This is a genomic window from Idiomarina sp. Sol25 (assembly GCF_033052775.1).
Taxonomy (GTDB): domain Bacteria; phylum Pseudomonadota; class Gammaproteobacteria; order Enterobacterales; family Alteromonadaceae; genus Idiomarina.
Map to the genome: position 1 here is coordinate 124,115 of NZ_JAUPEW010000001.1, position 21,839 is coordinate 145,953.

The following is a 21,839-nucleotide window of genomic DNA, read 5'->3' on the forward strand; positions in this document are numbered from 1 at the left end:
ATTGTATAGTTTGTTCTTCTGTTAATTAATAACATTAAAATTACAAAGTAGGATGACAATGGACAAGGAACAGTCACTATCATTTAACAGTTTTCAGCATACACCTCTTGATGAACTTACTGTCGCGGAATGCCTCGAACGTTTAAAACTCATCTCACAAAAAGCAACTTATAAAGATGTTTCTGTTTGGTTAGGCCGCAATGCCAACGATTACGCCTACTGGAAACGTAGTAACAAACTACCTTTTGCTGAAATTATCCGAAAACTACTGCAAGAAAGAATCTCTCTTAATTGGTTTTTCGCTCCAGGTTATACCTTGCATGAACCCAACTATGCTTACACTCAGCGAGACTATGTTAAGAGTAGCGTAGTAGAGGAAGAACGGAAACGACGAATTGAATTTCTAAAAGCGCACAAAAAGATAGAACCGTTACTGAAAGACTACGGGCTGCAAGATGATGAACAATGCATGACTTTGATGCTGGATGCTTATTTTTCCACTACAGATAAGTGGATGGAGAAATCGCAGGCATTAGAGTTAGTAGCGAAAGCATTAGCTCTTAAGCCTGCGATTCAAAAGGTTAACCGCGTGGAAGACGAATCTTAGGTTCTTCTGCAGCACGGTATATCACTTGTGTTTTACCGATAATTTGCACTTCAGCGGCACCGGTTTCATGTACAATGGTTGCCATAATTTGCTTTCTGAGCTCGCGGTCTTCTTCCGGCACTTTTATTTTAATCAGTTCATGGTGGTCAAGTGCTTGCTCAATTTCTGCAAGAACACCTTCAGTAAGGCCGTTAGCCCCAAGTAGTACGACGGGTTTGAGCGGATGTGCTAAACCTTTTAAGTGCTGTTTTTGCTTATTACTTAATGACATTCGATAATATCCGTTTTAGAGCTTGATTTTTTAACATTGTAACGCCAGATCAGGTATTCAGGCCAGACAATTAAGGAAACTTCGTTAAATCATGGGAAAAAAACGCAGTGTAAGTAGTCAGCGCTGGCTGAAAGAACATTTTGACGATCAGTTTGTCCAAAAAGCTCAGAAGAAGGGATTACGCTCCCGCGCTGTTTTTAAATTGGAAGAAATACAAAAACGGGACAAACTGATCAAAAAAGGTCAAACCGTCGTTGATCTAGGAGCGGCCCCGGGCGGGTGGTCACAATACGTTGCCGACTACTTTAACGGCGACGGTCAAATCATTGCTTGTGATATTTTAGCGATGGACCCAATCGCCGGAGTCGATTTTCTTCAGGGTGACTTTCGTGAAGAATCGGTACTGGAAGCTTTATTAGAACGTATCGGCGGTAAAAATGTTGATGTGGTGCTGTCTGATATGGCACCTAATATGAGCGGTAATGGCACCGTAGACCAGGCGCGCTCAATGTATTTGGTAGAGCTCGCGCTGGACATGTGTCATCAGGTTTTAAAACCTGGCGGGAGTTTTGCTGTCAAAGTGTTTCAGGGGCAAGGTTTTGAATCGTTCCTGAAAGATGTACGTGCAGCGTTTAATGATGTGAAAACTAGAAAACCAGAGTCCTCAAGAGCACGTTCGAGAGAGGTCTACTTGGTAGCGACAGACTATAAACTGTAGTACCCTGTTGGGTAGTTGATTTTTAATAGAGGTAATAGGCTTTGAGCGATATGGCAAAGAATCTCATCTTGTGGCTTGTAATAGCCGTCGTACTGATGAGCGTTTTTCAGAGCTTCAGTCCGAGCGGAACGTCATCATCAACCATGGTATACAGTGAATTTGTATCCCAGGTTAATAATGGCAACATTCGTCGTGCTGAGTTTGGTGATGATGGACGCACTATTTCAGGTATGACTCGCAATGGTCAATCTTATAAAACTGTTGTACCAACTCAATATGATCCAAAAATTCTGGATGATTTGTTGGCGAACGATGTAGAAACCCAAGGTACTCCGCCAGAAGAGCAGAGTATTCTGGCATCTATTTTTATTTCGTGGTTCCCGATGCTGCTGTTGATTGGTGTATGGATATTCTTCATGCGTCAGATGCAAGGCGGTGGTGGTGGCCGTGGAGCCATGTCGTTTGGTAAGAGCAAAGCCAAGCTGATGAACGAAGAGCAGTCAAAAACAACGTTTAAAGATGTTGCGGGGTGTGATGAGGCTAAAGAAGAAGTCTCAGAGCTTGTCGACTATCTGAAAGACCCTTCTAAATTTCAGCGTCTTGGCGGCAAAATACCGAAAGGCGTGCTCATGGTTGGTCCTCCGGGAACCGGTAAAACATTGCTGGCTAAAGCAATTTCCGGCGAGGCTAAAGTGCCGTTCTTCAGTATTTCCGGTTCAGACTTCGTTGAGATGTTTGTTGGTGTTGGTGCTTCCCGTGTTCGTGACATGTTCGAACAAGCGAAAAAATCTGCGCCATGCATTATCTTTATTGATGAGCTTGATGCCGTGGGTCGTCAACGTGGTGCCGGATTAGGTGGTGGCCACGACGAACGTGAACAGACACTGAACCAAATGTTGGTTGAAATGGATGGTTTTGAAGGTAATGAAGGCATTATCGTTATTGCCGCTACTAACCGTCCAGATGTATTAGACCCTGCTTTATTACGTCCCGGTCGCTTTGACCGTCAGGTTATTGTTGGTTTACCGGATGTTCGTGGTCGTGAGCAAATTCTTAAAGTGCACATGCGTAAAGTGCCATTAGGCGATGACGTCAAACCGTCAGTGATCGCTCGTGGTACACCTGGCTTTTCTGGTGCGGATTTAGCGAACTTAGTAAACGAAGCTGCGCTATTTGCCGCCCGGGGCGACAAGCGTGTTGTTTCAATGGAAGAATTCGATAAAGCAAAAGACAAGATCATGATGGGTGCAGAGCGCCGCTCAATGGTGATGACGGACGATGAAAAAGCGATGACCGCTTATCACGAAGCCGGCCACGCCATTGTTGGTCGCCTTGTGCCAGAACATGATCCAGTCTACAAAGTATCGATTATTCCACGAGGCCGTGCGCTGGGTGTGACAATGTATCTGCCAGAGCAGGATCGTGTCAGCCACAGTAAGCAGCACCTTGAAAGTATGATTTCAAGCTTGTTCGGTGGACGCCTCGCAGAAGCCATTATTTATGGTAACGATAAAGTGACTACCGGTGCTTCTAACGACATTGAACGTGCAACTGAAATTGCTCGTAAAATGGTTACCCAGTGGGGGCTTTCAGAGAAAATGGGGCCGTTGCTGTACGCCGAAGATGAAAACGAAGTATTCCTCGGGCGCTCAGTTACTCAGCACAAGCACATGTCAGACGACACGGCGCGCGCTATTGATGAAGAAGTGAAGTCAGTAATTGATCGCAATTACCAGCGTGCGAAAAAACTGCTGGAAGAAAACGAAGATATTTTGCATTCAATGAAAGACGCATTAGTTCGCTATGAAACGATTGATGCCGACCAAATTGATGACTTAATGAACCGCCGCGATGTTCGTCAGCCAAAAGACTGGGATGACAGAGACAGTGGTGGTAACGATTCTGATGGTGGGGCTGCTAAAGCAGAAAACACCGAAGAACGTCCAGACCGCCCCATTAATGTTGATAAACCCGGGGATGCAACTTCTTAACGTTGATTCTTTTAAAAAGCCACCGAAAGGTGGCTTTTTTGTAGGACACAGTTATTAGCGGAGCTAAGCCATGCCAAAAAATCCAAAGCCGTTGCGAGTGATGGGAATTGTTAATGTTACTCCGGATTCATTTTCAGACGGTGGGGAGTACAATCGCCTAAATGACGCCATAGATCACGTTGCACAGCTGATCAAAGATGGCGCTGATATTGTGGATATAGGGGGGGAATCTACCCGTCCTGGTGCTTATTCGGTTGCTGAACAAGAAGAGTTGGACAGAGTTGTTCCTTTGGTAAATGCGGTAAGGGAGCGCTTTGACGTTTCTATTTCAGTGGATACAACCAAACCGAAAGTAATGACAGAATCGATACAAGTTGGCGCGAATATTATTAATGATGTTAATGCGTTGCGTGAGGAGGGCGCTCTTAAGGCGCTGGCTGAAACAAACGCAGAGGTGTGCCTGATGCACATGCAGGGTGAGCCTCGTAGTATGCAACAGAATCCTAATTACGACGATGTTGTTTTCGACGTTAAGACGTTTTTACAAGAGCGTGTCATAGAGTGTGAAAAAGCAGGCATAGAGCGCAAGAGAATTTGGCTGGATCCTGGTTTTGGTTTTGGCAAGTCGCAGCGACATAACTATCAGTTATTGCAACGTTTGCAGGCGTTTCACGAATTGCAGTTACCGTTATTGGTAGGAATGTCACGAAAAAGCATGATAGGTCATGTTACAGGACGTGAAGTAAAAGACCGCTTAGCAGGCAGTTTAGCAGCTGCAACCATTGCAGCTATGAAAGGAGCACGTATAATTCGCGTTCATGATGTTAAGGAGACAGTTGACGCAATGAAAGTGGTTGCAGCAACTACAGAAGGAGAACACCTTTGAGTGAGCGTAAATATTTCGGCACCGATGGCGTGCGCGGACGTGTCGGGCACTTCCCGATAACCCCTGAGTTTGCAGTTAAGCTTGGGTGGGCGGCCGGGCGTGTGCTTGCCGCTAAGGGCACCAGTCGCGTATTAGTGGGCAAAGACACCCGGGTTTCTGGTTATATGCTTGAGTCAGCACTGGAGGCAGGCTTAGCCGCTGCTGGTGTCGGGGTCGACTTCTTAGGGCCTATGCCGACTCCGGGAATTGCTTACCTTACACGTACGTTCAGAGCCGCTGCCGGAATCGTAATCAGCGCTTCCCATAACCCATATTATGACAATGGCATTAAATTTTTTGCTGATAACGGGCACAAACTTCCGGACGAAGTCGAGTTGGAAATTGAGCGCTTGCTGGACGAGCCGATGGATTGCGTTATTTCCGAAGAGCTGGGGCGGGCAAAACGCATTAACGATGCCGCAGGCCGCTATATCGAGTTTTGTAAAAGCGTGTTCCCCAATGAAATGACTCTGGAAGGGTTTCACATAGTGGTTGACTGCGCTCACGGGGCTACTTACCACATTGCACCAAATGTGCTTCGGGAACTCGGTGCTGAAGTGACCGAAATAGGCACGCAGCCGAATGGACTGAATATTAATAAAGAGTGTGGTGCAACGCACTTAACGGCATTGCAGAATGAAGTACTGGAAACAAAAGCTGACCTTGGTATAGCGCTTGACGGTGACGGTGACCGCATAATGATGGTGACTGAAAACGGACGCCCCATTGATGGTGACGAAATTCTTTATATGCTTGCTGTCACTGCGCAGAATCAGGGGCAGCTTCAGGGCGGGGTTGTTGGTACTTTGATGACGAACTTTGCTTTGGAGAAGGAGCTGGATAAACGGCGCATTCCTTTTGTTCGGGCGAAAGTCGGCGACCGTTATGTTATTGAGGAACTGGTTAAGCGTGACTGGTATCTCGGTGGCGAAAATTCCGGGCACGTTATAAACCGTCAGCATCACACGACCGGAGACGGCATTATAGCCGGCCTACAGGTTCTAGCGGCGATGTACCAGGAACAAAAGTCCCTGGAAAAACTGAGCTGTGACTTTCATAAACTGCCGCAAGTACTTATTAATGTTCGTTTCGAGAGTGATAAACAGCCTCTGGAATCAGCAAATGTGAAAAGTGTTGTGCGTGAAGTGGAAGAGGCTCTTGCAGGCAGCGGTCGGGTCTTATTACGGAAGTCTGGCACTGAACCTTTAATTCGCGTAATGGTTGAAGGTGAGAACGAAGCAAAGGTAAAAGCCTTTGCTCAGCAAATTGCTAAAGAGGTCGAAGCGGCTACAAATTAAACAGTTAGCGGCTAGTGGTGAAAATCTCGCTTGTAAGTTGGTGAGTGTTTCGCTACTATTCCCGCGCTCTGGAGTAGAGGACAAACTATGCCTAATGCATCACTAGTGATTGCAAATTGGAAAATGAACGGAAATCGCAAGCTAACGAAAACAATGTCGACAGCTTTGCGGGAAAAACTTAATCAGCTACAGCAAGTTAAGTTAGTTATCTGTCCTCCGTTCACCCTTATTAGCGAGCTGGCTAATCAGTGTTATTACGATGACATTGCCATTGGTGCTCAGAGTGTATCTGAACACACTGGCGGCGCTTTCACCGGTGAAATTTCAACCTCGCAGCTACAAGAGTTTGGTGTTAGCTACGTGCTAGTGGGACATTCAGAGCGTCGGCAGTTTTTCGCAGAAACCGACAAAATGGTGAATGAGAAGACCTTAGCTACGGTTAATGCTGGTATGACAGCGGTAATTTGTGTTGGCGAGAATAAAGCACAACGCGATGAGGGAAACACCTGGGAAGTTGTAGCAGAGCAAGCGCAAGCGGCTTTGGCTGATCTTCCTAAAGAGCAAGCCGGTAAAATTGTTTTGGCCTACGAGCCAGTTTGGGCAATTGGTACCGGAGAAACGGCTTCACCAGAACAAGCACAGGACGTTCATGCAAAATTAAGAGCGTTACTGGTAGAGCAATTTGGCGCGATTGGTGAGAAAATGCCGTTATTGTACGGCGGCTCAGTTAAAGCTGACAACGCTGCCGAATTATTTGCGCAAAAAGACATTGACGGCGGCCTGATAGGTGGTGCAAGTTTGAAAGAGTCAGACTTTGTTGCTATTTGCCAAGCTGCTCAAGGGTAAAATTATGTACGAAATTTTGATGATCGCATTTCTCGTTGTCGCTTTGGTCTTAATTGGCTTTATTATGCTGCAACAAGGCAAAGGCGCAGACATGGGCGCATCTTTTGGCTCAGGAGCATCGAACACTGTTTTTGGTTCATCAGGTTCCGGTAACTTCCTGACCCGCGCAACAGCCGGGTTGGCGGTAGTGTTTTTCATTCTGAGCCTGGTACTGGGTAACTTATCGACTTCTACTGATGAGTCATCAAATGACTTTTCAGACCTTTCAGTTCCGGCTGAAGAGCAAGAGTTACCTCCAGCTGATGATAAGTCAGACTCTGAATCTGACGTGCCGCCAATTGACTAAGATTTTGCAGAAGTGGTGGAATTGGTAGACACGCTACCTTGAGGGGGTAGTGCTCTTACGGGCGTGCGGGTTCAAGTCCCGCCTTCTGCACCAAAATTAACTCTCTGATTGTTGCCTCAGAGGTTGAAAATAAACGTAAAATACGTATAATGTGCAACAAGTTTCGGACGCGGGGTGGAGCAGTCTGGTAGCTCGTCGGGCTCATAACCCGAAGGTCGTAGGTTCAAATCCTGCCCCCGCAACCAATTTTAGTAGCAGCATTTCGCATTAAGGCGTCGCTTTTGCTAAAATAACTGACAAAGGGTCCAGTGTTCAGAAAGCCCCGCAGCAGCTCGGGGCTTTTTGCTATGCGGCCTTAGCTATCTTAGGATAGCCAGAACACTGGGCGCTTGCGCCCTTTTTTTGTTTCAGGAGGCAGTAATTGGCAAATTTGCAAGAACGGTTAACCGATATAATTCGGCCGGCGGTAGAAGCGCTGGACTTTGAATTGTGGGGCGTAGAGTTTATCCGCGCCGGTAAGTTTTCAACGTTACGGGTTTATATCGATCATCCGGAAGGTATCAGTGTGGATAACTGTGCAGACGTGAGTTATCAGGTCAGTTCACTACTGGATGTTGAAGACCCTATCAATGTTGAATACAACCTGGAAGTGTCCTCTCCGGGAATGGAAAGACCGTTTTTTAATGCCGAACAAATGCAGCCTTATATAAAAGAAACCGTTGCTTTTGAACTAATAGCGGCGCAAAAGAACAAAAGAAAATTTAAGGCAGAATTGATTGCGGTTGAGGGAGAAGAACTGACCCTTGCCGTTGATAACGATACTTTTCAGGTGAATATGCGCGATGTGAAAAACGCTCACCTGGTTCCGGCATTTGATTAAAAGATTGCGTTGGCGAGGCAGCACTCATGAGTAAAGAAATACTGTTAGTCGCAGAAGCGGTTTCAAACGAAAAAGCAGTACCACGCGAAAAGATATTTGAAGCGTTAGAGTCAGCGTTGGCTCATGCGACCAAAAAGAAGTACGACGGCGATATTGAAGTTCGTATTGATATCGATCGTACCACCGGCGAATTTGATACATTTCGTCGTTGGTTGGTCGTTGAAGACACGGATTCAGGGTTAGAACACCCTTACCGTGAAATTAGCTTGTCAGCAGCGCAATACGAAGATTCATCGGTTCAGGCTGGTGATTACGTAGAAGAACAAATCGATTCGATAGAGTTTGACCGTATTACGACCCAAACGGCAAAACAGGTTATTGTACAAAAGGTGCGTGAAGCTGAACGAGCTCAAGTTGTCGATGAATATCGCGAGCAAGTGGGCGAAATGGTCAGCGGTATTGTTAAGCGTGCAAATCGGGAACACGTTATTCTGGATTTAGGTAATAACGCAGAAGCAATTATTTATCGCGACGAAATGTTACCGCGAGAATCGGTGCGTCCAGGTGACCGTATTCGCGGGTTGCTTTATGACGTTCGTCCGGAAGCCCGGGGTGCACAATTATTTGTAAGCAGAACCAATCCTAATTTCTTGTTGGAATTGTTCCGTATCGAAGTGCCTGAAATAGGTGAAGAGATGATTGAGCTTCGCGGTGCTGCCCGAGACCCGGGTTCGCGTGCTAAAATTGCGGTTAAGAGCAATGATAAGCGCATAGATCCTGTTGGGGCTTGCGTCGGTATGCGCGGTGCACGAGTTCAAGCGGTCTCTGGTGAACTTGGTGGTGAGCGCGTAGACATTGTGCTTTGGGATGACAATCCAGCACAGTACGTCATTAACGCGATGGCACCTGCTGAAGTCGCGTCTATAGTTGTGGATGAAGATGCACACACTATGGATATTGCGGTTGCAGCAGATAATCTGGCGCAAGCTATTGGTAAAGGTGGACAGAACGTTCGCCTTGCCAGCCAGCTAACCGGCTGGACGCTGAATGTTATGACCGAAGACGATTTCAACGAAAAAAATGAAGCGGAAACTCAGCGCCTATTGAACTTGTTCGTATCGACTTTAGATATCGATGAAGATTTTGCAAGTGTACTGGTTGATGAAGGCTTCTCTTCACTTGAAGAAGTGGCTTATGTCCCGGTTGCAGAATTCCTTGATATTGAAGGAATGGACGAAGATATCGTAGAAGAATTACGTAGCAGAGCACGTGCTTATTTAACCACGAAAGCTCTGGCTACAGAAGAATCTCTGGAATCGGCTGAACCAGACGACACACTGTTGAACCTGGAAGGAATGGAGCGTCATCTGGCTTATGTGTTAGCCAGTAAAGGCGTGACAACTCTGGAAGAGTTAGCGGAACAGGGCGTTGACGACTTAGCCGATATTGAAGAATTAAATGAACAGCAGGCTGGCGATTTGATTATGAAAGCCCGCAATATTTGCTGGTTCAATGAAGAACAGTAGAACGATCAGCGGAGGTACAACAGACTATGGAAGAAGTAACGCTCGATAAGCTGGCCACAGATGTCGGTACAACAGTTGATCGTCTGGTTCAGCAGTTCGCTGAAGCGGGCATGACCAAGAAAGCGGGTGATTCTGTTAACGAAGAAGAAAAACAGAAATTACTGGCTCACTTGAACCGTCAGCACGGCGGTGGCGGCAGCTCTGAACCCAGCAAAATGACGTTAAAGCGTAAAACGAAAAGTACACTAAATGTCGGTGGTGGTAGAGACGCTAAATCTGTTCAGGTAGAAGTACGTAAAAAGCGTACCTACGTGAAGCGTTCAGCAACTGAAGAGCAGGAACGTGAGGAACAGGAGCGCTTAGCTAAAGAAAAAGAAGCCGAAGAGGCGAAGCTTCGCGAAGAAGAAAAGCAACGTGAAGAAGAGCAGCAGCGTAAAGAAGCCGAAGCGAAAGCGAAGGCAGAACGCGAAAAAGCTGAGAAAGAAAAAGCTGAGAAACAAAAGCTGCGCAAAGAAAAAGAGAAAGAGCGTCAAAAAGCAGAAGCTGAAAAGCGTGCAGCAATGACTCCTGAAGAGCGTGAAGCAGCAGACAAAGCGAAAGCTGAGGCTGAAAAGTTGAAACGTCAGCAGGAAGAAGAAGCGCGTAAAAAAGCGGAAAAAGAAGCGGAAGCTCAAGCGGAAGAAGCTCGTAAACTGGCAGAAGAAAACGCAAAACGCTGGGAAGAAGAAGAGCAAAAACGCAAGCAGCAAGAGCAGGAAGACGTACACTTTACAACGTCGTCTACCGCTCAAGAAGCTGAAGACGCACAAGACTTTGACGAAGAGCGTAAAAGCCGTAAACGCGGTAAAAAACGTCGTCGTAAAGATGAAGAAAGCGATGAGACTCCACGCCGCGAGAAGCGTCGTAAAGGTGGTCGTCGCGGCTCATCGCTGCAGCAGGGCTTCAATAAACCAGCTCAGCCAGTTGAACGAGACGTGAAAATTGGTGAGACCATTACCGTTGGTGAACTCGCTAACCGTATGGCGGTTAAGGCCAGTGACCTTATCAAAACCATGATGAAAATGGGTGAGATGGTTACCATTAACCAGATTCTTGATCAGGACACAGCCGCCCTGGTGGTTGAAGAACTGGGTCACAAACCTGCGCTAGTGAAAGATAATGCGCTGGAAGAAGAAGTGCTTTCTGACCGTCAGGAAGGCGGAGAAGAGGCACCTCGTGCGCCGGTCGTTACTGTTATGGGTCACGTTGACCATGGTAAGACATCGTTGCTGGATTACATTCGTAAAGCCAAAGTTGCATCAGGGGAAGCGGGTGGTATTACTCAGCACATTGGTGCGTACCACGTTGAAACGGGTCACGGCATGGTAACTTTCCTGGATACTCCAGGACACGCCGCCTTTACTTCTATGCGTGCACGTGGTGCCGGCGCAACAGACGTTGTCATTCTCGTAGTTGCAGCGGACGACGGTGTTATGCCGCAAACCAAAGAAGCGGTTCAGCACGCAAAAGCAGCTGGCGTACCTCTGGTGGTTGCTGTGAACAAGATGGATAAAGAAGGCGCAGATCCAGATCGTGTCAAAAACGAACTGTCTCAGTTAGATGTTATTCCTGAAGACTGGGGTGGTGACGTGCAGTTTATTCCACTGTCGGCTCACACCGGTGAAGGCATAGATGAGCTGTTGGAAGCCATTTTGCTTCAATCCGAAGTCTTGGATTTACGCGCAGAAGAAACCGGCATGGCGTCAGGTATTGTGGTTGAATCGCGCTTGGATCGTGGCCGGGGGCCGGTAGCAACGATATTGGTTCAGCGTGGTTTGCTGAAGCAGGGTGACGTCGTACTATGTGGTCTTGAATACGGTCGCATCCGTGCTATGCGTGATGAAACCGGCAAAGAAATTAAAGAAGCAGGTCCATCTATTCCTGTAGAAATACTAGGTCTGTCTGGTGTTCCTCAGGCTGGTGATGAAGCTACAGTTGTCAAAGATGAGCGTAAAGCGCGTGAAGTTGCTAACTACCGTCAGGGTAAATATCGCGATGTGAAATTAGCGAAGCAGCAAAAAGCGAAACTGGAAAACATGTTTGCGGACATGGCTGAAGGGGATGTTGCTGAGCTGAATATTGTACTTAAGTCTGATGTACAAGGTTCACTGGAGGCCATTTCTGATGCGTTGACTAAGCTTTCTACTGAGGAAGTGAAAGTGAACATCATCGGTAGCGGCGTTGGTGGTATCACTGAAACCGATATTTCTCTGGCCAGTGCGTCAAATGCCATTGTTGTTGGTTTTAACGTTCGCGCGGAAGCTGCAGCCAGAAAGCTGGTTGAACAGGAAAGTGTCGACTTACGCTATTACAGCGTTATTTATGACTTAATTGACGAAGTTAAAGCGGCAATGAGCGGTATGCTGCAGCCTGAGTTTAAACAGCAGATCATTGGTTTGGCTGAAGTTCGTGATGTCTTTAAATCACCTAAGATTGGAGCCATTGCTGGTTGTATGGTCACTGAAGGTGTGGTGAAGCGTTCTGCTCCAATTCGTGTATTGCGTGATAACGTTGTTATTTACGAGGGCGAGCTTGAATCTTTACGTCGCTTTAAAGATGACGTTCAGGAAGTTCGTAATGGCATGGAATGTGGTATCGGCGTTAAGAACTACAACGATGTCAAAGAAGGCGACCAAATCGAAGTCTTCGAAACCATTCAGATTGAACGTACGCTGTAATCAAGGACACAGTAATTTATGGCTCAAGAGTTTAGCCGTACCGAGAGGGTACGGCATCAGCTACAACGAGAAATTGCTATGATCCTGCAACGTGAGATAAAAGATCCTCGCGTTAGCATGGTCACATTATCCGACGTGGAAGTTTCTCGTGATTTAGCTTATGCCAAAGTGTTTGTTACCTTTTTCCAAGATGAGCCTGAGCAAGTTAAACAGGCATTAAAAGTGTTGAATGAAGCCTCAGGTTTCATTCGCTCTTTATTGGGTAAGCGCATCAAAGCACGTATTGTTCCGCAACTGAAGTTCCAGCACGACGCTTCTTTAAATGAAGGAATTCGTATGGGGAAATTGGTTGCGGAAGCTCGTGAAAGAGATAAGAAAAGCAGCGAAAACAGCGGAGACGATTAATGTCTAAACCTCGTCTACGCAAAGGCCGCGCTGTCACGGGCGTAGTATTATTGAATAAACCGCAGGGCATGAGTTCAAACCATGCCCTGCAGCGTGTTAAGCGTCTATATAATGCACAAAAAGCGGGTCATACTGGTGCGTTGGACCCTCTGGCAACCGGGATTTTGCCTGTTTGTCTTGGAGAGGCGACCAAATTCTCGCAATATCTGCTGGAAGCCGATAAAGCCTACCGAGTCGAGGCTACGCTGGGAGTAAGAACAACCACCAGTGACGCAGAAGGTGAAGTGGTAGAGGAAAAGCCTGTAGCAGTTGATGCCGCTAAGGTTGCTGATGCAGTAAAGCAGTTTCTTGGTGAACAGGAGCAGTCTCCCTCTATTTATTCGGCACTTAAACACGAAGGTCGCCCGCTATATTATTATGCGCGGCAAGGCATTGAAGTTCCCAAAAAAACACGCACAATCACCGTTCATTCAATCGAGTTGTTGGATATCGAGGACACGAAAGTGACCCTGCAAGTGAGTTGCAGCAAAGGTACCTACATTCGTACTTTAGTTGATGACTTGGGTCAGTTATTAGGCTGTGGTGCTCACGTATCCATGCTACACCGTAACGGAGTAGCCGACATAGCTGAAGCCGCTATGGTGACTCTGGAACAACTGGAAACGTTAGCAGAAGAGGGCTATGAAGCTCTCGATGCGTTATTGCATCCGGCTGACTTATTACTGGGCGAATTGCCCGGGGTAACGGTAACTCAAGAGCAAACTCGGGACTTTTTGCATGGACAGCCCATTCCTTTACCTGAGCAAAATGGTAATGAAGCAGAAGAATGGCGGGTTACGACTGAAAACTCACTATTTCTTGGCGTCGGACGGGTGAAAAATGCGGAATTATGGCCGCGCCGGGTTGTTGCACGAGAGTATGTGGATTTGTAGTTGTTTTTACGGCAGCTGGCGAGTATAATCGCCGCCTTCATATCGATGCTGAATTAGTGATTGGCGTCGATCATTTTGACAAAACTTAGGAGTTAGCATGTCACTAACTGTTGAACAGAAAGCTGAGATTTTAAAAGAATTTGGTCAAGGCGAGAACGATACCGGTTCTCCTGAAGTGCAAGTTGCACTTTTAACTAAAAACTTGGCTGAATTACAAGACCACTTTAAAGAACATAAGAAAGATCACCACTCACGTCGTGGTTTGTTACGTATGGTTAGTCGCCGTCGTAAGCTTCTCGATTACCTGAAGCGTAAAGACGAAAAACGCTACGTAGCTATCGTAGAACGTCTGGGCATCCGCCGTTAAGACAAACGTTCTGAAAAGAATAAAATAAAAAGGGCCTTGAGGCCCTTTTTTTGTATTCTTTTTTAGGCTTATGGGTCTTAATTTCGTCACAATTCCCCTATACTATGCGGTGAGATAAATAAAGAGAGAAGACGAGTATCAATCCGGATACTCTATATTTTGAAGGTAAAGGAAAGCAACGTGAATCCAATAACTAAACAATTTCAGTACGGTCAGCATACAGTCACATTAGAAACTGGCGTAATAGCCCGTCAGGCGACTGGTTCTGTACTTGCCAGCATCGATGATACAACAGTCTTGGTCACTGTTGTTGCTAAAAAAGAAGCACGTGAAGGGCAAAACTTTTTCCCATTAACAGTCAATTACCAGGAAAAGACTTACGCAGCCGGTAAAATTCCTGGCGGTTTCTTTAAGCGTGAAGGGCGTCCCAGCGAAAATGAGACTTTGACAAGTCGCTTGATCGACCGTCCAATTCGTCCATTATTCCCTGATGGTTTCATGAACGAAGTTCAAGTTGTTGCGACTGTCGTTTCAGTCAACCCTCAAATTAACCCTGACATTGTCGCATTAATTGGTGCATCAGCCGCTTTATCTATTTCTGGAGCTCCTTTTGCAGGACCAATTGGCGCGGCACGTGTTGGTGTGGTTAATGATGAATACGTACTAAACCCAACCGCCGACGAGCTAGAAAACTCCAAGCTGGACCTTGTGGTTGCGGGTACGGATAAAGCAGTATTAATGGTTGAATCAGAAGCTGAACTGCTGTCTGAAGACCAAATGCTTGGCGCCGTTATGTACGGTCACGAAGCAATGCAGGACGTTATAAAAGCCATTACTGAATTTACTGCAGAAGCAGGCAAAGAGAAGTGGGACTGGCAGGCACCTGCAAAAGATGAAAGCTTACAGACCAAAATCCGTGAATTGGCAGAGCAAGGTATTGGCGAAGCCTACCGCACTACCGACAAAGCAGAACGTAAAGGCAAGCTTGACCAAGTTAAAGAGCAGATGGTCGAGAAGCTGACTGCTGAAGATGAAAATGTCGATTTAGAAGAAGCCGGCAAAATCTTCCACGACCTGGAAAGTGACATTGTCCGCAGCCGTATTATTGCGGGTGAAAAGCGTATTGATGGCCGCGACCCTGACATGGTTCGTGCTATTAGCGTGGCGACTGGTGTATTACCGCGTACTCACGGTTCATCATTGTTTACCCGTGGTGAGACTCAGGCGCTGGTAACGGCGACTTTAGGTACCGATCGTGATGCTCAGATGATTGACGAGCTGACCGGTATGAACACCAATCGTTTCATGCTGCATTATAACTTCCCTCCATACTGTGTTGGCGAAACAGGGATGGTTGGTTCGCCAAAACGTCGTGAAATTGGTCATGGTCGTTTGGCTAAACGTGGTATTCAGGCGGTTATGCCTAGCCACGACGAGTTCCCATACACCATTCGTGTTGTTTCAGAAATTACTGAATCAAACGGTTCAAGCTCTATGGCCTCCGTTTGTGGTTCTTCACTGGCGTTGATGGATGCAGGTGTACCAATCAAGTCTTCTGTAGCGGGTATTGCTATGGGCTTGGTCAAAGAAGGCGACAAGCACGTTGTTCTGTCTGACATTCTCGGTGATGAAGATCACTTAGGTGATATGGACTTTAAAGTAGCGGGTAACACCGATGGTATTACTGCGCTGCAAATGGACATCAAAATTGACGGCATTACTCGCGACATCATGGAAAGTGCATTAGCGCAGGCTAAATCAGCTCGCTTACACATTCTGAAAGTGATGGACGAAGCTATTGGCGGTCACCGTGAAGAATTGTCGACTTATGCACCTCGTTTTACCACCATTAAAATTGATCAGGACAAGATCAAAGACGTTATCGGTAAAGGCGGAGCGGTCATTCGCGAGCTGACTGAATCGACCAATACCAACATTGAGATTGGTGATGACGGTACCATCAAAGTTGCAGCAAGCGACCAGGCTGATGCTGACGCCGCTATTGAGAAAATCAAGCAGTTAACGGCTAACGTAGAAGTCGGTAAAATTTACCAGGGTAAAGTAGCTCGTATCGTAGATTTCGGTGCTTTTGTTACTGTTTTGCCAGGTAAAGATGGCTTAGTTCACATTTCTCAAATAGCAGAAGAGCGTGTAAACGACGTAAACGAATACCTGAAAGTAGGCGATGTTGTTCCGGTTAAAGTACTGGAGATTGACCGTCAGGGCCGCGTTCGTCTAAGCATGAAAGAAGCTGCTGAGAAAAAAGAAGAAGCAGCAACTGAAGCGCCGGCAGAGCCTGCAGCTGAAGAAGAAACCAAAAGCGAAGAATAATCGTAAAGATTTTCTCAGCTTTGTTAAGAACCCCGTGTAAACGGGGTTTTTTTATGTCTGCTTTTTGCCTGAATGGCGTTGAATGTGCTGTAATAGAGGCCAGTGTTTATTTAAGGATAAAATTATGCAAGAGCGCAGAAGTGTTAGGTTCATTGGAACTTTGTTGTTATTAGGCGCCATGACGGGGTGTGCCTCGCAAAGTTCATTTAATCAGTTACCTGATACTGTGGTACTCGCTGAACCTGAGCGTGCGGAATTTCGCTATGAAATTGAGCTGGCACGCATTGCGCAAATGTTAAGAGAAGATTTAACCGAAGAACAGCGCGGAGAGCTATATTACCGTCGTGGGGCATTATACGACGCAGTAGGCTTAAGAACACTTGCGAGAATGGATTTTACCCGGGCTTTAGAATATAACCCGAGACTGGCTGATGCGTATAATTTCTTAGGTATTCAATATACGCAATTAGAAGAATTTGATTACGCTTACGAGGCTTTTGATTCCGCAATTGAACTAAACCCCGAACATCGTTACGCCTATTTGAACCGTGGTATAGCTGAGTATTACGACGCGAGAACGAAATTGTCTCAGGAAGACTTAGAATACCACCTGGAAAAAGAACCCGATGACCCTTACCGTGTTATTTGGCTGTTTCTTGCTGAACATGAAAATGATGCTGAACTGGCACAAGAAAGTCTTGCGCAAAACGCTGAGAAACTGGATAAGTCCGACTGGGGTTATCAGATTGTACAGCTTTATACGGGGAAACTTTCTGAAGAAGAGTTTTTACAACGTATGACTCGTAACTTAGGTGAGTCGGAAAAGCTGACTGAACGTTTGTGTGAGGCCTATTTTTATCTTGGCAAATATATGCAAATGAAAGGGGAGCAACTGCAGGCTGTTAACTATTTTAAATTGGCTTTAATGACAAATGTATATGGCTTCGTTGAACACCGTTATGCGTCGGTTGAGTTAACCCGTATTCGTGAATCCTTACTTAGTCGTTAAAGAGAAAAGGAGTGAAAGCCGGACTCTTAATTGTGTTGTTTCTGCTCGCTTTAAGTGGGTGGTCTCATCAGGTTTCTAACCAACAACAAGAGCGCTACAGGCTAGCGCATCAGGGTAATGCCCGGGCACAACACCAACTGGCAAATCATCACTGGAAACTTAATAACCGCACCCCTGCTTATTATTGGTGGCAGCGGTCGGCGAAGCAGCACTATTTTCCAGCCATAGAAAGCTTAATCAACGAATTTCCAAGAGCAAATGATACCTGGCTTGAACTGGCCGCTGATGCTGGCGACCCAGAGGCTCAAAGGCATGTGGCTACGGCTGAGCTAGCCGATCAAAACATTTCTATGCACGAATGGATGCATCGCTGGGTAAACTCGAAAGACTCTTGGTTGCAGAGTCAGTTTGGGCTGATTGAACGCTATAAGCCTAGCGCGCAATGCAATATGGAAATTAATGTTGTTGCTGCTGACTCCGGCGAAAAGCGACGCTATCTTAACTTTTTGTCCGCAGTAAAAAATGCACCTTTTGATACTCAGAATTGGTGCGTTAGCTATACTTTGGACGAAAACTTATCTTGTGTAACCGATACGCAGAGAAAACGGGCAAGTTGTCATTTTGAAAAAAGTTTTGATAGGCAGGTAATATTAGCCGAAAAGGGTATTGCCAGTGCCAATAGTCAGACATTGACTTTAACTGCTGACAGTTCAGAAGCAGTTATTCAACATGAGCTGGGACACTGGGTTGGGTTTGCTGATGAGTACGAAATGTCGGAAGTACTCGCCCAGAAGTTTTGCTATGGCTATTACGATCATGACAGCCTGAATATTATTGTAACTGAAGCTCATAACGATTATTCGGCGCGGCAGGTTAAAGCGATTTATAAAAGCCTGCCGTGGAAAGATGAACTCAGGTCCTGGCAAGATATTGCGATTAAGAAGCAAGGGAAGTGGCGTTTAGGAAGCCCAGAAGACGCTATTGTCGGCCTTTTTAAAGCGGATACCTGTAATTCTGTAGATGACAGGCAAGCATGGCGTCCAGTTAATATTAGAACCGCCATGGAGCAGCATGACACCCAAATATGGCCCGAACTCTACTTAAGATTGCTGAAACGCAAAAATTGATACTTTGATTTAGACGCTAATAGCGACTTGCGCCAGAATTAACACTGGGCAAAGTGTTGCCAGAAACCAAATAAGTGACCGAAGTTTGTCATAGTTACTTACATAAGCAATGTGATAAAGCACTCTAAGCACAATAAAAGAAATACTCAAAAACTCAATGCGCTCGGTAACCTGGGAGGTTGCTAAGGCCGCCAATACGGCCGCAGCAAATAATGGGAAGGCTTCATAGGCATTATAGTGACCGGCAACGGCTCGGGCTCCACGCCCAAGTAGCCGCTGCTGTTGAGCTCTCGGGTGTTTATTGTCATAACCGTTCTCCCGGTTCTGAAAATAAACCACAGGCGCCTTAGCCAAAATTGGCAGGACTCCGGCAATAAGTAAACACCACAGTAAAAGGCTCATGGTCATTCTTCCCTAATTAACGTACGGTTTCGCCCGCAGCTTGTAAGTCAGCATGGTAAGACGAACGCACAAGTGGACCACTGGCAATGTGGCTAAAGCCCATTTCTACACCAGCAACACGCAGCTCTTCAAATTCGTCAGGATGCACGTAGCGCGCTACCGGAATATGATGGCGGCTAGGCTGCAAATACTGTCCGATAGTTAACATGTCGACATCGTGCGCACGAAGATCTTTCATGACTTCCAGTATTTCTTCTTTGGTTTCCCCAAGGCCGACCATAAGTCCCGACTTGGTACGGATATCCGGACGTGCTTCCTTGTACTTTTGCAGCAGATCTAATGACCACTGGTAATTTGCACCGGGGCGGGCCGCTTTATAGAGGCGAGGCACGGTTTCAAGGTTGTGGTTAAAGACGTCAGGTGCTTCACCTTTCAGAATATCCAGGGCAACCTGCATACGACCACGAAAATCCGGTACCAGCACTTCTACCTGAATGTTGTTCTCACTGTGCTTACGAATTTCACGAATACAGTCTGCAAAATGCTGAGCACCGCCGTCGCGTAAATCATCACGGTCAACCGAGGTAATGACGACATACTTCACTTTCATGTCGCGGATGGTTTTGCCCAGTTTTTCAGCTTCTCCCGGATCGGGAGGAAGAGGGCGACCGTGGGCAACGTCACAGAATGGGCAACGACGTGTGCAAATGTCGCCCAGAATCATAAAGCTGGCTGTACCGTGATTAAAACATTCCGGTAAATTTGGACAGGATGCTTCTTCACAAACAGAGTGCAGACCATGGCTGCGCATTGCTTGCTTAATTTCATCAATACGCTCAGTTGAAGAAGGCAACTTAACCTTCAGCCACGACGGCTTGCGCAACATTTGGTCGCGTTCGGTAGGAATAATTTGTACTGGTATCAGTGCCATTTTATCGGCGTCACGCATTTTGACACCAGGTTCAACTCTAACTGGCTTTGACATAATCTTGAGCGAGTCCCGTTTGTTGAAGAATGTTGCTGTAGGAAAGAGAGCTGGTAAAGTGTTTTATCACTGCATCAGCCGCTTCACTAAAGCTATCAGGACCATTGAGATCCTTAGTTTGAATCATTTTTATGCCCGAAAGGCCACAAGGGTTTATTCGGGAAAAAGGTTCCATGTCCATATTAACGTTCAATGCCAATCCGTGGAAAGAGCAGCCTTTACGAATACGCAGTCCCAGAGAGCAGATTTTATCTGCATCGACATAAACCCCAGGGGCGTCTCGACGCGCTTTGGCATCAATTTCGTAGTCGGAAAGGGTGTCAATGACGGTGTTTTCAATGTGGTTAACGAGTTGACGGACACCATAATTAAGACGACGGATATTAAGGAGAAAATAGATAACGAGTTGACCCGGCCCGTGATAGGTAACCTGTCCGCCTCGGTCGACCTGGATAACCGGAATATTTCCCGGAGCAAGGATATGCTCAGCTTTGCCGGCTTGTCCTTGAGTGAACACAGGGTCGTGCTCGACTACCCACAGCTCGTCGGCAGTGTGTTCGTCGCGTTGGTCAGTGAATTTCTGCATAGCATGCCATACGGGTTCGTATGGCTGCCTGCCCAATTCACGGATAATGAGTGTATCGTTCATGCCATCATTATAACGTTTGTCAGCAACAACGGCTAGTCCTGCCGCTACAGAACGTAGCGAACGTCCTCGATATCTGAGAGTGAACGATACAATATTTCGATATGCTGCTGGCTTTCGACACGCACAGCAACAGAAACTGAATGGTAGTTACCTTTGCTGCTGGGCCTTACGGAAGGACTGTAGTCGCCCGGAGCATGCTCTTGTAAAACTTCTACAACCTGATCAGGAAGGCTGTCACTAGCAACCCCCATCACTTTAAAAGTAAAGTGACAGGGAAAATCGACCAGTTCGTCAAAACGAGTTTTTTGCATCTATCTAAACCTTTATTCTTCAGTAAACTGCTGTTTTATATAGTCCATCATTTTCTTGAAGAATCCACCTTCTTCGACAGCTTGTAAGGTTACCAGCGGAAATGAAGCTACATCTTCACCGTTTAGCTGAAGGTAAACGGTGCCTACGTGCTGGCCTTTCGAAAGCGGTGCCTGTAGTTGCTCATCAAGCTCAAAATTAGCTTTTAACTTATCCCGTTGGCCCTTAGGTAAAGTGATAACGACATCTTCACTGATGCCCAGCTCGACTTCATCTAAGTCACCACCCCAAATACGTTGGGAAATAAAACTTTCGCCGGCAGAATATGCTTTGACGGTTTCGAAATAACGGAATCCGTAGTTAAGTAGTTTTTTACTTTCAACTTTGCGAGCCTGCTCGCTACCGGTGCCCATTACTACTGCAATTAAACGTGTTCCGTCTTCAACTGCAGAAGAAACCAGACTATAACCTGCTTCATTAGTATGGCCGGTCTTTATACCATCAACATTCAAGCTACGATCCCATAACAGCGAGTTACGATTGTACTGCTTGATATTATTGTAGGTAAAAGACTTTTCTGCGTAGAGTTTATATTCTTCGGGAGTCTCATTTATTAAAGCACTTGCTAACGTCGCCATATCACGAGCGGAGACGTATTGCTCAGAATCGGGTAGACCATGACTGTTAGCAAAATGGCTGTCTTTCATACCAATTTGTTCGGCATAGTTATTCATTAAGTCGGCAAAAGCGTCTTCACTTCCGGCGATATGCTCAGCCATAGCAACACAGGCGTCGTTACCAGAAGAGATAATAATGCCGCGGTTTAAGTCTTTAACACTGACTTCTTTGCCAACTTCGATAAACATTTTGGATGATTCAGGGAAATTTTTGGCCCAGGCATTTTCGCTGATGGTAACGAGATCGTTCTCGCTAATACGGCCGGACAACATCTCTTTACCAATAATGTAGCTGGTCATCATCTTGGTCAGGCTGGCAGGAGGCAAACTTTCGCTCGAATTACTCTCTGCTAAAACCTTGCCGGTGGTGTGATCGATAAGGATATAAGCCTTGGCATTTACTGACGGCGCATTGGGAACCAATGACTGGGCCGCAAAACTTGCTGAGCTGAACAATAGGGTTACAACGGTAAAGAGGTGACAAATTTTTTTCATTGGAATTATCTTTATCTTATCGGTCA

Annotated in this window: 22 protein-coding genes and 2 tRNA genes; 18 read left to right on the forward strand and 6 right to left on the reverse strand. The window is 46.3% G+C overall.

Annotated features, from left to right (window positions below; translation table 11 throughout):
- The first annotated feature begins 58 nt into the window (after nt 1–58).
- Nucleotides 59–607: a hypothetical protein gene (locus Q5L94_RS00510; RefSeq protein ID WP_317496561.1), complete on the forward strand. Its 549-nt coding sequence runs from the start codon at nt 59–61 to the stop codon at nt 605–607.
- Here Q5L94_RS00510 and yhbY read toward each other — a convergent pair.
- The gene (gene yhbY, locus Q5L94_RS00515; RefSeq protein ID WP_011234228.1) at nt 582–878 is read right to left on the reverse strand and encodes a ribosome assembly RNA-binding protein YhbY; all 297 of its coding nucleotides are present in this window, start codon (nt 876–878) and stop codon (nt 582–584) included. The genes Q5L94_RS00510 and yhbY overlap by 26 nt on opposite strands.
- A gap of 91 nt (nt 879–969) precedes the next feature.
- Between yhbY and rlmE the strand changes: the two genes are divergently transcribed.
- The 17 genes from rlmE to Q5L94_RS00600 all read left to right on the forward strand — a co-directional run bounded on the left by rlmE (nt 970) and on the right by Q5L94_RS00600 (nt 18,296).
- Nucleotides 970–1,596, forward strand: coding sequence for a 23S rRNA (uridine(2552)-2'-O)-methyltransferase RlmE (rlmE, locus tag Q5L94_RS00520; protein WP_011234227.1), 627 nt, complete (start codon nt 970–972; stop codon nt 1,594–1,596).
- A gap of 41 nt (nt 1,597–1,637) precedes the next feature.
- On the forward strand, nt 1,638–3,587 hold the full coding sequence (gene ftsH, locus Q5L94_RS00525; protein WP_317496562.1) for an ATP-dependent zinc metalloprotease FtsH: 1,950 nt from the start codon (nt 1,638–1,640) through the stop codon (nt 3,585–3,587).
- Between the two features lie 70 nt (nt 3,588–3,657).
- On the forward strand, nt 3,658–4,473 hold the full coding sequence (gene folP / locus Q5L94_RS00530) for a dihydropteroate synthase (RefSeq protein WP_317496563.1): 816 nt from the start codon (nt 3,658–3,660) through the stop codon (nt 4,471–4,473).
- Nucleotides 4,470–5,810, forward strand: coding sequence for a phosphoglucosamine mutase (glmM, locus tag Q5L94_RS00535; protein WP_317496564.1), 1,341 nt, complete (start codon nt 4,470–4,472; stop codon nt 5,808–5,810). Before folP ends, glmM begins: the two co-directional genes overlap by 4 nt.
- Nucleotides 5,811–5,897: 87 nt before the next feature.
- Nucleotides 5,898–6,656, forward strand: a complete 759-nt coding sequence (gene tpiA / locus Q5L94_RS00540; protein WP_317496565.1) for a triose-phosphate isomerase — start codon at nt 5,898–5,900, stop codon at nt 6,654–6,656.
- Nucleotides 6,657–6,660: 4 nt separating this feature from the next.
- Nucleotides 6,661–7,002 (forward strand): preprotein translocase subunit SecG, encoded by a 342-nt coding sequence (gene secG, locus Q5L94_RS00545; protein WP_317496566.1) that lies wholly within the window; start codon nt 6,661–6,663, stop codon nt 7,000–7,002.
- Between the two features lie 6 nt (nt 7,003–7,008).
- A tRNA-Leu gene (locus Q5L94_RS00550) sits at nt 7,009–7,095 on the forward strand.
- A 75-nt stretch (nt 7,096–7,170) separates the two neighbouring features.
- Nucleotides 7,171–7,247: transfer RNA gene (locus tag Q5L94_RS00555), tRNA-Met, on the forward strand.
- A gap of 176 nt (nt 7,248–7,423) precedes the next feature.
- Nucleotides 7,424–7,882, forward strand: a complete 459-nt coding sequence (gene rimP / locus Q5L94_RS00560; RefSeq protein WP_317496567.1) for a ribosome maturation factor RimP — start codon at nt 7,424–7,426, stop codon at nt 7,880–7,882.
- A gap of 26 nt (nt 7,883–7,908) precedes the next feature.
- A complete protein-coding gene (gene nusA / locus Q5L94_RS00565; protein ID WP_317496568.1) occupies nt 7,909–9,408 on the forward strand; it encodes a transcription termination factor NusA in 1,500 nt (499 codons plus the stop codon).
- 26 nt (nt 9,409–9,434) lie between these two features.
- The gene (gene infB, locus Q5L94_RS00570; protein WP_317496569.1) at nt 9,435–12,125 is read left to right on the forward strand and encodes a translation initiation factor IF-2; all 2,691 of its coding nucleotides are present in this window, start codon (nt 9,435–9,437) and stop codon (nt 12,123–12,125) included.
- 18 nt (nt 12,126–12,143) lie between these two features.
- A complete protein-coding gene (rbfA, locus tag Q5L94_RS00575) occupies nt 12,144–12,530 on the forward strand; it encodes a 30S ribosome-binding factor RbfA (RefSeq protein ID WP_317496570.1) in 387 nt (128 codons plus the stop codon).
- Entirely contained in the window at nt 12,530–13,462 is a 933-nt protein-coding gene (truB, locus tag Q5L94_RS00580) for a tRNA pseudouridine(55) synthase TruB (RefSeq protein ID WP_317496571.1), read from the forward strand. The genes rbfA and truB overlap by 1 nt, the downstream gene beginning before the upstream one ends.
- A 97-nt stretch (nt 13,463–13,559) precedes the next feature.
- Complete coding sequence (rpsO, locus tag Q5L94_RS00585) at nt 13,560–13,829, forward strand: 30S ribosomal protein S15 (protein ID WP_011234216.1); 270 nt, start codon at nt 13,560–13,562, stop codon at nt 13,827–13,829.
- A 180-nt stretch (nt 13,830–14,009) separates the two neighbouring features.
- On the forward strand, nt 14,010–16,160 hold the full coding sequence (gene pnp / locus Q5L94_RS00590) for a polyribonucleotide nucleotidyltransferase (RefSeq protein ID WP_317496572.1): 2,151 nt from the start codon (nt 14,010–14,012) through the stop codon (nt 16,158–16,160).
- 124 nt (nt 16,161–16,284) lie between these two features.
- The gene (gene nlpI / locus Q5L94_RS00595; RefSeq protein ID WP_317496573.1) at nt 16,285–17,169 is read left to right on the forward strand and encodes a lipoprotein NlpI; all 885 of its coding nucleotides are present in this window, start codon (nt 16,285–16,287) and stop codon (nt 17,167–17,169) included.
- 11 nt (nt 17,170–17,180) lie between these two features.
- A complete protein-coding gene (locus Q5L94_RS00600; RefSeq protein ID WP_317496574.1) occupies nt 17,181–18,296 on the forward strand; it encodes a peptidase in 1,116 nt (371 codons plus the stop codon).
- A 9-nt stretch (nt 18,297–18,305) separates the two neighbouring features.
- On the opposite strand, the gene Q5L94_RS00605 is transcribed toward Q5L94_RS00600, so the two are convergent.
- The 5 genes from Q5L94_RS00605 to Q5L94_RS00625 are packed head-to-tail and all read right to left on the reverse strand — an operon-like array spanning nt 18,306 to nt 21,813.
- Nucleotides 18,306–18,698, reverse strand: a complete 393-nt coding sequence (locus Q5L94_RS00605) for an MAPEG family protein (RefSeq protein ID WP_317496575.1) — start codon at nt 18,696–18,698, stop codon at nt 18,306–18,308.
- A 16-nt stretch (nt 18,699–18,714) separates the two neighbouring features.
- The gene (gene lipA / locus Q5L94_RS00610; RefSeq protein WP_317496576.1) at nt 18,715–19,683 is read right to left on the reverse strand and encodes a lipoyl synthase; all 969 of its coding nucleotides are present in this window, start codon (nt 19,681–19,683) and stop codon (nt 18,715–18,717) included.
- Nucleotides 19,667–20,332, reverse strand: a complete 666-nt coding sequence (lipB, locus tag Q5L94_RS00615; RefSeq protein WP_317496577.1) for a lipoyl(octanoyl) transferase LipB — start codon at nt 20,330–20,332, stop codon at nt 19,667–19,669. The genes lipA and lipB overlap by 17 nt, the downstream gene beginning before the upstream one ends.
- A gap of 44 nt (nt 20,333–20,376) precedes the next feature.
- Nucleotides 20,377–20,643 carry a DUF493 family protein YbeD gene (gene ybeD / locus Q5L94_RS00620; RefSeq protein ID WP_317496578.1) on the reverse strand — a complete coding sequence of 89 codons (267 nt, stop codon included), beginning with the start codon at nt 20,641–20,643 and terminating at the stop codon, nt 20,377–20,379.
- A 12-nt stretch (nt 20,644–20,655) separates the two neighbouring features.
- Nucleotides 20,656–21,813 (reverse strand): D-alanyl-D-alanine carboxypeptidase family protein, encoded by a 1,158-nt coding sequence (locus Q5L94_RS00625; RefSeq protein WP_317496579.1) that lies wholly within the window; start codon nt 21,811–21,813, stop codon nt 20,656–20,658.
- Between the last annotated feature and the right edge of the window lie 26 nt (nt 21,814–21,839).

Coding starts and splice junctions, on each gene's coding strand:
- nusA (WP_317496568.1), top strand. CDS start 7,909: ATGAGTAAAGAAATACTGTTAGTCGCAGAAGCGGTTTCAAACGAAAAA.
- secG (WP_317496566.1), top strand. CDS start 6,661: ATGTACGAAATTTTGATGATCGCATTTCTCGTTGTCGCTTTGGTCTTA.
- nlpI (WP_317496573.1), top strand. CDS start 16,285: ATGCAAGAGCGCAGAAGTGTTAGGTTCATTGGAACTTTGTTGTTATTA.
- lipA (WP_317496576.1), bottom strand. CDS start 19,683: ATGTCAAAGCCAGTTAGAGTTGAACCTGGTGTCAAAATGCGTGACGCC.
- infB (WP_317496569.1), top strand. CDS start 9,435: ATGGAAGAAGTAACGCTCGATAAGCTGGCCACAGATGTCGGTACAACA.
- tpiA (WP_317496565.1), top strand. CDS start 5,898: ATGCCTAATGCATCACTAGTGATTGCAAATTGGAAAATGAACGGAAAT.
- folP (WP_317496563.1), top strand. CDS start 3,658: ATGCCAAAAAATCCAAAGCCGTTGCGAGTGATGGGAATTGTTAATGTT.
- Q5L94_RS00510 (WP_317496561.1), top strand. CDS start 59: ATGGACAAGGAACAGTCACTATCATTTAACAGTTTTCAGCATACACCT.
- yhbY (WP_011234228.1), bottom strand. CDS start 878: ATGTCATTAAGTAATAAGCAAAAACAGCACTTAAAAGGTTTAGCACAT.
- Q5L94_RS00605 (WP_317496575.1), bottom strand. CDS start 18,698: ATGAGCCTTTTACTGTGGTGTTTACTTATTGCCGGAGTCCTGCCAATT.
- ybeD (WP_317496578.1), bottom strand. CDS start 20,643: ATGCAAAAAACTCGTTTTGACGAACTGGTCGATTTTCCCTGTCACTTT.
- rpsO (WP_011234216.1), top strand. CDS start 13,560: ATGTCACTAACTGTTGAACAGAAAGCTGAGATTTTAAAAGAATTTGGT.
- rbfA (WP_317496570.1), top strand. CDS start 12,144: ATGGCTCAAGAGTTTAGCCGTACCGAGAGGGTACGGCATCAGCTACAA.
- Q5L94_RS00625 (WP_317496579.1), bottom strand. CDS start 21,813: ATGAAAAAAATTTGTCACCTCTTTACCGTTGTAACCCTATTGTTCAGC.
- lipB (WP_317496577.1), bottom strand. CDS start 20,332: ATGAACGATACACTCATTATCCGTGAATTGGGCAGGCAGCCATACGAA.
- truB (WP_317496571.1), top strand. CDS start 12,530: ATGTCTAAACCTCGTCTACGCAAAGGCCGCGCTGTCACGGGCGTAGTA.
- rlmE (WP_011234227.1), top strand. CDS start 970: ATGGGAAAAAAACGCAGTGTAAGTAGTCAGCGCTGGCTGAAAGAACAT.